The sequence below is a fragment of the Sulfurisphaera tokodaii str. 7 genome (assembly GCF_000011205.1).
GTDB lineage: Archaea > Thermoproteota > Thermoprotei_A > Sulfolobales > Sulfolobaceae > Sulfurisphaera > Sulfurisphaera tokodaii.
The window spans coordinates 1091061-1105315 of record NC_003106.2; the positions used below are offsets into that span (position 1 = coordinate 1091061).

The 14255-nt window shown below is 33.8% G+C and carries 11 protein-coding genes; 8 read left to right on the forward strand and 3 right to left on the reverse strand.

The genetic code is table 11. The features are described from left to right. The 3 genes from STK_RS06120 to STK_RS06130 are packed head-to-tail and all read left to right on the forward strand — an operon-like array spanning position 1 to position 3843. Entirely contained in the window at positions 1–885 is an 885-nt protein-coding gene (locus STK_RS06120; RefSeq protein WP_052846482.1) for a sugar ABC transporter permease, read from the forward strand. Next, the gene (locus tag STK_RS06125) at positions 882–1985 is read left to right on the forward strand and encodes an ABC transporter ATP-binding protein (RefSeq protein ID WP_010979120.1); all 1104 of its coding nucleotides are present in this window, start codon (positions 882–884) and stop codon (positions 1983–1985) included. Before STK_RS06120 ends, STK_RS06125 begins: the two co-directional genes overlap by 4 nt. Continuing rightward, positions 1978–3843 (forward strand): glycoside hydrolase family 15 protein, encoded by a 1866-nt coding sequence (locus STK_RS06130; RefSeq protein WP_052846483.1) that lies wholly within the window; start codon positions 1978–1980, stop codon positions 3841–3843. Before STK_RS06125 ends, STK_RS06130 begins: the two co-directional genes overlap by 8 nt. Positions 3844–4252: 409 nt before the next feature. On the opposite strand, the gene araD is transcribed toward STK_RS06130, so the two are convergent. Next, entirely contained in the window at positions 4253–5374 is a 1122-nt protein-coding gene (gene araD / locus STK_RS06135) for an arabinonate dehydratase (protein WP_010979122.1), read from the reverse strand. 154 nt (positions 5375–5528) lie between these two features. Here araD and fabG point away from each other — a divergent pair, with 154 nt between their 5' ends. The 4 genes from fabG to STK_RS06155 all read left to right on the forward strand — a co-directional run bounded on the left by fabG (position 5529) and on the right by STK_RS06155 (position 9675). Further along, positions 5529–6281 (forward strand): 3-oxoacyl-ACP reductase FabG, encoded by a 753-nt coding sequence (fabG, locus tag STK_RS06140; protein WP_010979123.1) that lies wholly within the window; start codon positions 5529–5531, stop codon positions 6279–6281. Continuing rightward, positions 6281–7441 (forward strand): thiolase family protein, encoded by a 1161-nt coding sequence (locus STK_RS06145; protein WP_010979124.1) that lies wholly within the window; start codon positions 6281–6283, stop codon positions 7439–7441. Before fabG ends, STK_RS06145 begins: the two co-directional genes overlap by 1 nt. Further along, complete coding sequence (locus STK_RS06150; protein ID WP_010979125.1) at positions 7438–7788, forward strand: Zn-ribbon domain-containing OB-fold protein; 351 nt, start codon at positions 7438–7440, stop codon at positions 7786–7788. The genes STK_RS06145 and STK_RS06150 overlap by 4 nt, the downstream gene beginning before the upstream one ends. A gap of 372 nt (positions 7789–8160) precedes the next feature. Next, on the forward strand, positions 8161–9675 hold the full coding sequence (locus STK_RS06155; protein ID WP_010979126.1) for an AMP-binding protein: 1515 nt from the start codon (positions 8161–8163) through the stop codon (positions 9673–9675). A gap of 631 nt (positions 9676–10306) precedes the next feature. Here STK_RS06155 and STK_RS06160 read toward each other — a convergent pair. Together STK_RS06160 and STK_RS06165 are read right to left on the reverse strand one after the other, a co-directional pair. Beyond that, entirely contained in the window at positions 10307–11587 is a 1281-nt protein-coding gene (locus STK_RS06160; protein WP_010979127.1) for a M20/M25/M40 family metallo-hydrolase, read from the reverse strand. Between the two features lie 504 nt (positions 11588–12091). Further along, positions 12092–13417, reverse strand: a complete 1326-nt coding sequence (locus STK_RS06165; protein ID WP_010979128.1) for an aspartate aminotransferase family protein — start codon at positions 13415–13417, stop codon at positions 12092–12094. 174 nt (positions 13418–13591) lie between these two features. Between STK_RS06165 and STK_RS06170 the strand changes: the two genes are divergently transcribed. Continuing rightward, a complete protein-coding gene (locus STK_RS06170; protein WP_010979129.1) occupies positions 13592–14047 on the forward strand; it encodes an Lrp/AsnC family transcriptional regulator in 456 nt (151 codons plus the stop codon). Positions 14048–14255 lie beyond the last annotated feature (208 nt).

The following is a 14255-nucleotide window of genomic DNA, read 5'->3' on the forward strand; positions in this document are numbered from 1 at the left end:
ATGATTAGTGTTAGGAAAAAATACAAAATTTCTAAAATTATAAGATTAGCAATATCATATTTTATCTTATTAGTTATGGCATTTTTCTCTATCTTCCCATTATATTATGTTTTCATGACATCATTCAGCAACTCCCCAAGCTTAATATCTCTTAGTATATCAACATTATTACCTAAACATATATATTTCACAGCATATAAGGAGTTACTCTCAGCAAATTTATATGGTGGTACTTTTCCTCTATGGATTAGAAATAGCTTAATTCTAGCAGGATCTACCGCAATAATTTCAGTACTATTAGCATTAATAACTGGATATGCATTATCAAGATTAAATATACCAGCTAAGAAAATCTTGGCTACATTCATTTATATTGTAACATTCTTTCCTTATACTGCTACAGCAGTACCCTTATATTTATTATTCGCTAAACTTCACTTACTTAACTATATTGGTTTAATACTAGCATATACTCCCGGAACCTCAATCTTTGCCGCTTTCATAGCAAAACTAAGTATAGACGCTATCCCGTCTTCTTACGAGGAGATCGCAATGGTAGATGGACTATCAAGATTTGGGGCATTTTTAAGGATTATAATGAGACTAGCTTTGCCCGTAGTGGCTTTAACCGCAATATTGGGATTCAGTGGCGCTTATTTAGATTTTGCTTTGGCTTACTCCTTCTTACTACCTAATGTGAAAGCATGGACTGCAACAATAGGTCTTTATTACATGGCCGGGCTATTAAATCCTGCTAGTGCACCAGCATATAATATATTTGCTGCAGGTGCAGTAATAATGGGTATACCTCTAATGGCATTATTTATAGTCTCCCAAAGAATGATGACACGTGCATATAGTAGTTTAGCTGGGGTGAAACAATGAGTTATGTTAAATTAGAAGATATTTGGAAGGAGTATGAGTCAAAAGGAAAGAAAGTAGAAGTATTAAGAGGATTAAACCTAGATATAGAGAAAGGAGAATTTGTAGTTATTCTAGGACCTTCTGGTGAAGGAAAGACAACAATTTTAAAAATTATAGCAGGATTATTAAGGCAAGATAAAGGTCACGTATATTTAAGAGGAAAAATAGTAGATGATTTACCTCCTAAAGACAGAAATGTTGCAATGGTACCACAAAACTACGCTTTATACCCCTTTATGTCAGTATACGATAATATAGCCTTTCCTTTAAAGATAGCACATGTCCCTAAGGATGAAATTAAGAAAAAAGTAGAGGAAGTGGCTAGAATGTTAAGAATAGATGACTTATTGGATAGAAAGCCTAGCCAATTGAGCGGAGGTCAGATGCAAAGGGTGGCAATAGCAAGAGCATTAGTTAAAGGTGCAGATATCATATTAATGGACGAACCTTTATCAAACCTTGATGCTCAAGTTAGAGTTTTAGCTAGAGAAGAGTTAAAACAATTACAGCGTAGTCTTAAACCAACCATAATATATGTTACTCATGACCAGATAGAAGCGTTAAGTTTAGCCTCAAAAGTAGCAATACTTCATGAGGGAGTTATACAAGCTTATGGAGATCCAATGGAAATATATAGAGAACCAAATAATGCATGGGTAGCAAAATTCTTAGGTAATCCTCCAATGAACGTCTTGAAAGGAGAAATAAAAGATAGTAGTATAATCATAGGCAACACTAAAATTGAGTTACCTACTAAATTCAGAAGTATAGTTAAAGAAGGGCAAAAAGTCTTAGTGGGTATTAGACCAGAGGACCTTTACTTAAATGATAACGGACCTTTAGAAGGTAGTGTAGAAATGGTAGAAGACCTAGGACCATATAGCATTATTCATGTTAGGATAGAGGATGAGATTATAAGAGTAATAGAAAAATCAATAATGAGGAGAGAAAGAGGTGAAAAGGTTAATCTAAGTATTGATACTAGTAAAATTGTTCTTTTTGACCAAGAAAGTGAGAAAAATCTTATGCTGTTACAATCGAAAGTGGAAAGCAATGAATAAGAAACAAGCTCTTCCGTTACTAATATTAATAATCATGTTTTTTCATCCTTTATTGCTAACTACTTCCATTAGTTCTCAAAATTATTACAATAGCCCATCCTATCTTTTACTGAATAACTGGGATAATCAGTCAATTTGGATAGTAACCGGTATAAAAGTTCCTAAACCTTTACTTAATGGATTTCCGATTTTCCCACCTTCAATAAGAAACCTTTATTTAGGGAAATTCGGAATCCTCAACTTCAGTGTGAACATTAATATTACTTCGGAAGAAGCTTATTTAACACTCAATAACAGTGTTATAATTTCTGGTAATGAAGGAAATATAACAATAATGACACCTCCTTATACTCCATACATTCTACTGACGTTTAATATAGTAACAAGATTAACTATAACAGTTTTGACAAACGGAACGATTTATAAAAAAGGAGGAGAAATTGTTATAAGTATGAGTAAGCCTCGATTACCAATTTTCCTTTTATCTAACATTAGCTCATATTTTATCCAAAATCATGAAATTATATTTAATATATCTAAAGGAATATGGTTCTTGGAAATAGGCGTTAACGCAAGTCCGTATAACAGTGTATCAGCTTTAATTAACTTAAATAATAAAGAAGTTTCCCAATGGCTTAACAAATCCAGAATTCCTAAATTACCAGATCCTTTGTTGAAAGAATATTTCCTCTCTCTTTTACTTATTAAGGATGATCAAAACCCTTATCTAGGCACTTTCGCCGCTTCTCCTTCTCCAATATACTTATATTCTTGGGTTAGAGACTCAGCTTTTAGTGCAATAGCCCTACAACAAGCTGGACATTATAATTCAGCCTTAAAATATTGGCTTTGGATGGCTAATGCAGAACAACTTCAGCCTGGGGTTTGGTATACCAGGTATAACTTCTACAATGGAGAACCAGATTCGAGTTTCGGTATACCAGAATTAGATAGTATAGGACTTTATGAGATAGGAGTGTATGATTATTATAATTTAACTCATAATATCACATTTCTCAAGTTAGTTTTACCTAGAATTAATGAAAGCGTAGAATATCAGATTCAACAGATAGAAAATGATAAATATCACCTAATTCCCCCAGACTTAAGTATATGGGAGGACAGATTAGCATATCATTTCTGGACAGAGGCTATAAATGATTTAGGCTTATTAAGCGTAGTTAAAATCTATAAGGCTTTAGGCTTAAACTATACTCTCGTATTGAAAGAAGAGAAAGCGCTAAATGAAAGCATCATTAGATACTTCTGGGACAATAATTCATTTGCCTCAGCACTTGGAACTTCTGTGCTATTTGAAAATGGAAAGAGTGAAGAAGTCTTAACACCGGAGCCACCTTCAATAGATTCAGCAACTTTACTACCTATTGACATGGGATATTTACCTTATAACTCCAACTACTCTGTCGAAAATTTTGACACTGTAATAAAGACATTAACCAGAGATGGTGGATTAGCTAGATTTCCTGACGATCTTTATCACTATTCCGAGTATTTATATGATGCTACCGGGCCTAGTCCTCCGTGGATAATTACCACGTTATTTGAAGCATGGTATCTAGAGGAGATTGGAAAGTATAATGAGGTAGAAAGTATATTATACTGGGCATATAATCATAGTCAGCATGGTCTATTGCCGGAAGCCGTAAATCCTTCTGTAAATGATAGTTATCCGTTGCCAACTACATCGCCGTTAACATGGTCATCAGCTATGTTTGTTATTGTCTCTCTACATTATAAGCAAGAACACTCATCAGTATCGATTTTAATATTTTTAGTTATAGTAATAGTTTTGATACCAATCCTATATTATTTAATAAAAAAATTCTATCATAGTTAAATCTAAATTAGGAGTAAAAAGCCGTAAAATAAAATGTCTTTTACTCTGCAATCATTAATAGTACTTCTAATAAAATGTCTTTTTAATAGCAATATATGATTAGGTTTAGCATTTACAAAAAATATTGTTAAAATTCATGATTCTTCTGAACATTCTCTTCAATATTTAATCTTCATCAAGATGATAATAAAGTATGATTAATTTAAAGATAAAATCATGTTATTTTAGCTTACGTTCTTTTTTAAAAATAACTTAGAGCTTCTTGTAAAATAATGATGAGGAAAATCTCATAGAACATATGAAATAAATACACTATAGACTTAGAAAAATACCGAAAAATCATAATGTAATTAGAAAATATGATATTGGTCATTTAGTGACCGATTAAAACAAAAATTCTTCAACTAACTTAACTTTTACATTTATACTCTTCTAGCACACCTTCTCTTAAAGTATATCCTAATCCAGGTCTATCTGGAGTAACTAAATGTCCATCATCTATTTCAATTTGCTCCTTAAATATCTTATCCCTTAAGTCGTTTCTTCTTAAGTGCATCTCAATCCATTCAGTTCCTAATGCACTTGCAACATGAAGATTTGCTATGAGTGATATTCCACCAGCAGAGTAATGTGGAATAAGGGGATATCCCATTACTTTAGCCATATTCCCTATTTTCATCATTTCCGATATTCCTCCAGTCCACATTGCATCAGTTTGAACTATGTCTACAGACTTCTTTCTCATAATCTCATAAAACTCCCATCTAGTATATGCTGTCTCATATCCAGCTATTGGGACTTCTAATGCCTTCGCAAGCTCAGCACTTAGATCTAACAAATCTGTCTGTATCGGTTCTTCAAAGAACCATATGTTTAACTTCTCAAGTTCTTTACCCATTTTTAATGCCTCTTCAAAGGTATATACGTTATTAGCATCAACAGCTATTCTTACATCATCTCCTACAACCTCCTTAACAGCTTTAAGTCTTTCCAAGTCCTCATTCATAGACTTTCCACCAATTTTAATCTTAACACCTTTAAAGCCCATCTTCACGTAATATGCTACTTCATCCTTTAGCCTTTCCAAATCCTTTTTCTCTGAATAATATCCCCCAGTAATATAAGCTCTAATTTTCTTTTTTGCTCCACCTAATAATTTATATATCGGTTTCTTTGTCTTCTTACCCATTATATCCCAAAGGGCTATATCAATACCACTAATACCGGCAATCACTATACCTCTTCTTCCGAATCTTAAAGTTGCTTTATACATTTTATCCCATAAATTTTCAATAAGTTCCTCGTCCTCATTAAGAAGAAGTGGTTTGAGAATTTTATCTATCGTAACTTTCACTACATCAGAACAGCCATAAGCTAATGATTCGCCATAACCTACTTGTCCATCGGAAGTCTCTATTTCCGTAACTACAATTTCCATAGGGTGTTCAGCTAAGGCTTTAACGGCTAATGCATCCCTTTCCTCATTTATTCCTTCATAACACAGTTTGTAGGTTCTAATATCTTTTATCATTACATAATCATTAACATTTCTTACTTATAAAAAGAAACCTTAATAAATTAAGATCCCTTCGTGGAAGTTTATATAATGAATAGTGCATACACAGATAACCTATTATATGTAAAGATAAAGGTTTATAGTTTTTAATGTTTTTATTACTCCTAAGATGGGCATAGAATTAAATGGAAAAATAGCCATAGTTACTGGAGCCTCTAGCGGAATTGGTAGGGCTATTGCATTTAAGTTAGCTAGCAGAGGTGCAAATCTAATTTTAGGAGATGTAAAAATTGATGAACTTAGAAAAGTAGCTGAGGAAATAGCAAAAGAAACTAAAGTTAAAGTAATTCCCCTCTACGTTAACGTAGGCGATTTCAATTCAACAAAAGAATTCTATAATAAAGGTATCTCAGAGCTTGGAGTAGATTATGTAGACATTTTAGTGAATAATGCAGGAATAAATAGAGATGCACTGTTCGTCAAAATGACTTATGAACAATGGGATGAAGTAATTAAGGTAGATTTATACAGCATGTTTAACATGACTAAACAAGTTGTTGATGGTATGGTTAAGAGGAATTACGGGAGAATTATAAATATATCATCATTAAGTTGGTTAGGAAATATAGGGCAAGCAAACTATTCAGCAGCTAAGGCTGGAGTGATAGGTTTTACTAAGACATTAGCTAGAGAATTAGGTAAATATAACATAACAGTTAACGCGATTTGTCCAGGGTTTATTGATACTCCAATGACTAGGGCAGTACCAGAAAAAATAAGGCAAAGAATTATAGAGAGAATTCCAATGGGTAGAATAGGCCAACCGGAAGATGTTGCAAACTTGGTTGCATTCCTCGCATCGGATGAAGCCTCTTATATAACTGGAGAAGTTATAGGTGTTACTGGAGGGTTAGTTCTATAATGATAGTAGGTTTTGCAAGTAATTTGTACAAAAAATATGAAGGCTCTACTTTCGAAATCCTTGCAGATACTTTCTTTTCAGCATTAGATGTTGCTGGATTAAATAAAGACGAAATAGAAGGACTTTTCATCACTGCATTACCGGGAACTTTTGATGGTTACGCTACACTTCACTTCCCTACAACCCAAATAGCCCAATATCTCGGTATAAAACCTAAATTCACAAAGGTTTTTGATTATGGTGGAGCATCAGCTTTAAGTATGATATATCATGCATATAAAGCTATTAAGGCTGGAGAAGGAGATACCATAGCTTGCATAGTAGGAGGGAAGGCTTCTGATCTAAGAGGTAAGGGAGTTACTGTAGATTCGGTAGATAAAGCGTATTCAGATGTAAGTATAACTCCATTCGACAAACTCTTCAGAGGTCTTAACGATTTAAATCCCGTATCAGATTACGCTTTAGTAGCTAATAGGCATAAGTATCTATTCGGGAGTACTGATGAGCAGAGGGCATTAATAGCAGTAAGACAGAGGTTTAACGCACAGAATAATGATAAGGCTATGTTCAGAGACCCACTTACAGTAGAACAAGTACTTAAATCCTCTATGGTCTCAGAACCTTTAAGACTTTTAGAAATAGTTTACCCTATAGACGGTTTCCACGTATTCATAGTGAGTAAGAAGACTTATAAATCTAGTCTTAGACCGATAGATGTTTTGGCTTACGGAGAAGCTCACTGGACTGTAATGCCAACAGAACTTAATGATATAATTTATACTCCAGCAGTTCAGAGTGCTAAGAATATATTTGATCTTAATAAAGTTGATGCATTCGAACTTTACGATTCCTTCACCATAACAGTAATGTTACAAGTTGAGGATATTGGTTTAGCGGAAAAAGGAAAGGGAGGAGAATTCTTCGAAAAACATGATACAACATATCTTGGCGATATTCCAATAAATACAGGTGGAGGAAGCCTCAACACTGGGCAACCGGCATATATGAGCGGTGGAGTAATCTTAGAAGAAGCATTACTCCAGCTGAATAGCATGGCTAAAGGGCATCAAGTAAAAGATGCTGACATAGTTTTCCTAAACGGAATAGGCGGATGGAATAGGGCTCATTCTGTTAGTTTAGTATTGGGTGAAGAAAAATGAAATTAGAGGAGATTTACGCAAAATATGATGAGATTATAAGAAAAGACTCTTCATTACCTTATGTAAAGTGTGAGGACTGTAACTATACCTTCTTCTATGCTAGGCATTTTTGTCCCAAATGTGGTTCAAGGAACATTGAAGTTCTGAAGAGTTCCGGAATTGGTAAAGTGTTCTCATGGACTAAGATATATAGGAAAGGTGAAACATGGATTTACGGAATTGTTGAACTTGAAGAGGGATTTAAAGTATATTGTAATTTCACTGAGGACGTTAAGATAGGAGATAAAGTTAAAGTAAAAGTAATCCGTACCGATAAATACTATAGTATATTAGCTAGTCAGATTTGACAAAGAAGATAGTAAATATTTAAGACATACTAAAAATCTAGTCCCTTAAAGTATCTAACAGTAATCTAGTAAATTTTTCATAATCTATCTCATAGACAACTTCAGCATTAGGTTTATTATTACTAATTGTAATATTTCTCATTTGAGTAAAAGGACTGGTATTAGCTTAAGGTTTTGAGAGTTGGACTATACAATGTAAGTCGCAAGAGATATTTTCTACATATAAATGTCTTTTTCCCTTAGCATTTACTAATAGAAAGACTATATTATTAAATGGAGATTATACATCTCCAGTTTAATACCAGAATCAAGTAAAAATATTCTGGGAATAAAATAGAAACTCCAAAATTAAGAGAACAAGAGGTATAAACGATGAAATATGCAAAGGGTGAAGAGCTAGAAGAATTGAAATATCCCAAGCCAGTTACAGAAATGATTCCTTCATATGACTCTATAGCTATAGATTATTTCGGTACAAAGATAACGTATAGGGAATTAAACCTAATGATAGATTCTGTAGCCTCACAACTTGACATAAATAAAGGAGATGTTGTGATTGTTACAATGCAAAACATTCCGCAGTTCATTATCACCGAATTTGCAGTATGGAAAAAAGGAGGAATAGTACTGCCGGTAAATCCCTCTTATACAGAGAAGGAATTAGACTATATAATAGAAAACTCTGAAGCTAAGTTAATGATAAGGTCTTGCGAGGCTATTAACACAAAAAAGATAAGGACTATAACTACTAATCCAGAAACGTTCCATGAAATTCCTAGTGAATTGAAAGCCAAATGGAAAATAATTGATTGTGAAGAAGAATTAGACTTCAAATCGTTACATCGTGAGAAAGTTGATGTCTCTCCTAATGATCTAGCCTTATTAGTATATACCTCTGGGACCACTGGGAGACCTAAGGGAGTACCTATAACACATAAAAATATTTATGCTTCATCCATAATATACAAACACTGGTTTAAGTTTACTGAAAAGGATAAAGTACTGGGAATAGCGCCTTTCTTTCATATTACCGGTCAGATCTTTCACATCACAACACCATTAATTTCGGGAAGTGAGATAGTGATTTCATACAGGTTTGATCCAACTTTAGCTTTAAGACATGTCGAGGAAAAGAAGACTACAGTAACAATGGCAGTAGCAACTGCATATCGAGCTATTCTCAATGAGTATAAGGGAGAAGATCTCTCAAGTATGAGGCTTTGGTCTTCTGGAGGGATGCCTATGCCCAGAACGCTTGAAATTGAGTGGAGGGAAAAAATAGGACAATGGATTTACATGGCTTGGGGTCTTACGGAGACTACTTCTCCCGCAACTCTATGGCCTTACCCTTATAATGGTGAGCTACCAGTAGATCCAGAGACTGGAGTAGTGAGTTCCGGTATACCGGTTTATAATACTGAGATAAGTATAGCTGAAGATGGTGAAGTTTTAGTTAGAGGACCTCAAGTAGTTTCAGGTTATTGGAAGATGGAGAAATTTAGAGATGGTTGGCTCCCCACGGGAGATATAGGCAAAATAATTGATGGTTGGGTTTACATAATAGATAGAAAGAAGGATATAATTAACGCTTCTGGATTTAAGATTATGCCTAGAGAAGTGGAAGAAGTAATCTACATGCACCCAGCTGTAAGTGAAGTAGCAGTAGTAGGTTTACCAGATCAATATAGAGGTGAAACAGTTGCAGCATTTATAAAGCTAAAGGATGGTTATACACCAAACGAAAAAGTTGAGGAGGAGATTATATCTTTATGTAGAAAAAATCTAGCGCCATATAAAGTGCCAAAAATTATTAGATTTGTTAATGAGATTCCAAAGACACCATCTGGAAAGATTATGAGAAGAGTTTTCAGAAATGAAAGAATATAACATCACAGTATTAGTAAACTATCTTTTGAGTGCTTCGTAACGAGATATAACAATATAGCTGTAAAAAATATGTTAAACTACTTTGTATTTATGACATATTTTTATCCTGATTTTGAGTGAAACAAGGTGATCTCTTAGCATAAGATATTAAACATAGTTAAAAGCAGGAGTTGAATATAATTGTTAAACTACCTGAAAACTTTTTATATATTATATTAAGGATAGCTCAAATAGACGGAAAAAGTTATATCCTGTGAAAGGCATAGTAGTGGAAATAGGTGAAATACTAACTACAATAGTCTAGATAGTAGATAAAGTAACAAAACATTCACTAACTTATAATATCTACGACTTTAATATAGTAAACTGTACGACGATAATATACCTGGGAATACTAGGTATAGTGACTGGGTTAATGATACTATATGGTGAATACAAGAACAATAATGACTTCGTAATTGCTGGAGGAGTATTAGGGTTAGCTACACCAACAGAGTTTTTTCTACTAAGTTTAATACGAGGGTTATCAAAGTAGAAGGAGATAAGGGTGTAACCACTTTTTGTTAATTGAACCTTTTATTTTTAACTTTCTTTTATTAGTAAACGATAGGGAAAAAGAAGTTAAAAACTTTTAAACCGACGAGTACTCGTTAAAGAATTCATAGGCATGTTCAATGGCCTTGTAAAAGTTCTCCAATTTAACGTTCTCGTTTGGAGCGTGGGCATTAGATGAAGGAGTCCCAACACCTATAGCACTTACAATCTCCCTTATTCCCAAGTCGTAAAATACCCCCATGGGCTGAGTACCAGCAGAATTGGGAATTACAACTGGGTCAAGTGAGTAAACTTTTTTAGCAGAATTAATCATTGCTTTGACTACTTTAGCATTAGGGCTCGTCCTAACTGGCTTCTCCATTCCGAAAACTTCAACCTCAGCTCTATCCTTAACTACTTCAAGGAGTGATGAAAAGACTTTTTTAGGGTCTTGATTCGGGACTAACCTAAAGTCGATCTTAGCAAAGGCATATGCCGGGACTATAGTCTTGCTCCCCTTACCAATATAACCGGAATAAATACCATCTATGTTACAAGTAGGCTCAATATATATTTCCCTTATATTACCCTTAAGTTTATAAGCCCCCAGGGATTTTCTCAACTCCTCCATGTCTATATCAAGCTTAGCGAGAAGTTCCTTCATCTCATCACTTAAAGGCTCTATATCGTTATAAAACCCCTTAAGTTTTACCCTCTCACCGTCATATATCTCGTTCAAGATTTTGATCAGCTCCCATACTGGATTATAAACTATCGGTGCATTTGAAGAATGAATGTCCTTACTAGCAGTCCTTACTGTCAGTTGGACGTATAGTAGTCCCTTAACTCCCAACACTATCATTGGTCTACCCTTAGTATCTAATCCTGCACCTTCCATGATCACTGCATCCGCCTTAGGCTTTTTCCTCTCCACATAATTTGGTAAATTCACACTACCTATTTCCTCCTCACCCTCAACTAGGAATTTGAAGCTTAAATTCCCCTTGTATTTTGAAAACGCTATTAGTCTTGCAATTAACACTCCTTTATTATCCGATGCCCCTCTACCGTAAATATGGCCGTTCTCTATTATAGCTGAAAAGGGAGGGTATTTCCACTCATTTAGGGGATCCACAGGTTGGACGTCATAATGATTATATACTAGGAGCGTCTTATCACCCCCATTATTCGCCTCACCGTAAACTACCGGATGCCCTCCAGTCTCTTCTATAGTGGCCTTTATTCCTAATTCTTCCATGAATTCTTTGAGCCAGGAAGCCGTTTCCCTTATTCCCTCACCAGTTGCAGAGATTGAAGGGTGTTGCAAGAATTCCACGTACTTCTTTAATGCGTACTGTTTCTCCTCTTCAGTTAGCATAATATAGAGTAATTAAAGGGGCTTAAATATCTTTAAATTAACTTGTCACTAAAAAAGTAACTGAATTCAAAAATTACGTTAGTGTTTCATATTCTTCTATTAATGGTTTTCCTTTCGTACTAGGGATGAATTTAATGAAAAATACAAATATTATTATTACTAATATATCTATAGAGTATCACAAAACTATAGTGGAAATCATTATGCGAATGTGGCAGTAATTATTGTTCGAACTATAGGGTCTGAACCTATAAATAATGAAGTTTCTTTACCATTTATGAATATCTGAAAGGATTTCTGGACCGACAGACCATAATGCAACACTATATCCTATTTGAATCCAGAGATAATGTCGTCATTTATATATAAATAAATTTATTAAATGATCTTTTTTTATAAAGAGTATAAATATTAAATTAACATATTACTATATGCTGAAAATTTATAGAAATATAAATCCTCAACGACAACATTATGAAGAAGTTCATAAAAACATTATTAATGTTAATCTTTAAATGCACTATCTGCTTCTTTTATTACCTCATCTAGTGTTTCTATACCTTGATCTATCTCTTCTTTATTTATGATAAGGGGTGGAGAGATTATGAGCCATGAGGGTCCATTATATACATAAACACCCTTCTCTAATGCTTTTTTAGATATAATATCTACAACTGTGGGTTTTCCCTCATATTTATCTTCATAATCACCAAAAGGTGTATTATTCTTATCTTTAACTAATTCTACAGCCCAAAATAGTCCAATTCCCCTAATATCACCAATACTCTTATGTCTTTCCTTAAGCTCAAGTAATCTTTTCCCCAGGTATTCTCCCATAACTTTAACATGTGATAATAGGTTTAACCTCTTGTATTCTTCAATTACTGCCGGTATTGCAGCTAATGATACAGGATGTGCTTCAAACGTATGGCCGTGGGCAAATATATGGTCTTCAAAAAACTCACCAATCTCCTTATTAAATGCAGTAATTCCTATTGGGACATAGGAGGCTGAGGCTCCTTTAGCAGTAGTTAAAATATCTGGCTGTATGTTCCATAAGTTAACCGCAAACCACTCCCCTACCCTTCCCCAACCAGTCATCACTTCATCAGCTATAAACAATACGTCGTTCTCTTTGGCTATCTTCCAAAGTAATGGCATATACTCTTTAGGGGGAACTATAACGCCATTAGTTCCAGTTATTGGTTCTACTATAATTGCAGCCACATTTTTCTCTTGCTTTATTATATAATCAACGTAATTTGCACATGCTAAATTACACTCAGGATATTTTAGCTTTAAAGGGCATCTGAAACAATAAGGCTCTGGAAATCTCACTACACCCGGCATTGTATTTGGTTCAACAAACCATCTTCTGTAATCACCAGTTAACGATATTGATGCCTCTGTAGAGCCATGATATGATCTATACCTAGCTAATATCTTATATGATGGTTTTTTATATAACCTACTTACCTTTACCGCAGCTTCATTAGCCTCTGTACCTGATGTTGAAAAGAAGAATTTTGTAAGATTTTTTGGCATTACTTCGAGAAGTGCTTTTGTAGCCTTAGCTCTAACTACTGCACCGAAAGAAGGATTAATGTATTGTAAAGTGTCAAGTTGCTCTTTTATTGCATTTATTACTCTTTCATTTCCGTAACCAAGATTAACATTTACAAATTGTGACGAAAAATCGAGATATTTTTTACCATTGCTGTCGTAAAAATAGACACCCCTACTACTCGTTACAATAATTGGTTCCCAACTACTTTGCTTACTCCATGTCTTGAAGGTATGCTCTCTTATAATTTTCTTATCATCATCCATAAAATATTGTTATTTTAGTACTACTTATAAATCTGACCTATTTTATTCTTGTATAATATTCAACCTTATAGTAAAATAGCGGTACTATCTTAAAATATTAGTATAAGTATATAGTTGTGTAATTTACTAAAGATATCTTTATATTCTTGTATATTATTCAATATTTGATGAAGAATGGATGAAATAGATTTAAAGATTCTAAAAATACTTCAGAAAGATGCAAAATACTCATTAGAAGATTTAAGTACTGAATTGAAAATGCCTAAGTCAACAGTAGCATATAGGATTAAGAGATTGGAATCTTTAAATATTATAAAAGGGTATTATGCTCAAATAGATCCTACCGCATTAAATCTAGATTATATCGTAATCAGCTTAATAAGAGGCAAATACAGTAAAGACTATCATATAGAATTGGGCTCTAAGCTAGCTAATATTCCTGGCGTATGGGGTGTGTATTTTGTATTGGGTGATACAGATTTCATAGTAATCGCTAGATATAGAAATAGGGAAGATTTTATGAAAAACTATTTAGAGAGAATAACAAGTATGCCAGAAGTCGAAAGATCTAGTACACATGTTGTAGTTAAAATAATTAAGGAGTCTCCTAATATGGTTATTTGGTGGTAAGTCTATGTAGCAGAAATTATGTTATATTTGCATGATTCTTAAATTATTAAATAAATAGGATTAAAATACATAATAACTAAGAAAGAGAGCAAAAATTAAGCTAATAGTATGATAAAATCTTCTTTGTGAATTAAGCTCAAATATAATTAGATAAGATAATTTAGCTAAAAATTGCAAAGAAATTATTGGGGAAAATAAATTTCGGGTA

Excerpts from the sequence above, each read along its gene's own strand:
- STK_RS06120 (WP_052846482.1), top strand. The coding sequence starts at position 1 with ATGATTAGTGTTAGGAAAAAATACAAAATTTCTAAAATTATAAGATTA.
- STK_RS06125 (WP_010979120.1), top strand. The coding sequence starts at position 882 with ATGAGTTATGTTAAATTAGAAGATATTTGGAAGGAGTATGAGTCAAAA.
- STK_RS06130 (WP_052846483.1), top strand. The coding sequence starts at position 1,978 with ATGAATAAGAAACAAGCTCTTCCGTTACTAATATTAATAATCATGTTT.
- araD (WP_010979122.1), bottom strand. The coding sequence starts at position 5,374 with ATGATAAAAGATATTAGAACCTACAAACTGTGTTATGAAGGAATAAAT.
- fabG (WP_010979123.1), top strand. The coding sequence starts at position 5,529 with ATGGGCATAGAATTAAATGGAAAAATAGCCATAGTTACTGGAGCCTCT.
- STK_RS06145 (WP_010979124.1), top strand. The coding sequence starts at position 6,281 with ATGATAGTAGGTTTTGCAAGTAATTTGTACAAAAAATATGAAGGCTCT.
- STK_RS06150 (WP_010979125.1), top strand. The coding sequence starts at position 7,438 with ATGAAATTAGAGGAGATTTACGCAAAATATGATGAGATTATAAGAAAA.
- STK_RS06155 (WP_010979126.1), top strand. The coding sequence starts at position 8,161 with ATGAAATATGCAAAGGGTGAAGAGCTAGAAGAATTGAAATATCCCAAG.
- STK_RS06160 (WP_010979127.1), bottom strand. The coding sequence starts at position 11,587 with ATGCTAACTGAAGAGGAGAAACAGTACGCATTAAAGAAGTACGTGGAA.
- STK_RS06165 (WP_010979128.1), bottom strand. The coding sequence starts at position 13,417 with ATGGATGATGATAAGAAAATTATAAGAGAGCATACCTTCAAGACATGG.
- STK_RS06170 (WP_010979129.1), top strand. The coding sequence starts at position 13,592 with ATGGATGAAATAGATTTAAAGATTCTAAAAATACTTCAGAAAGATGCA.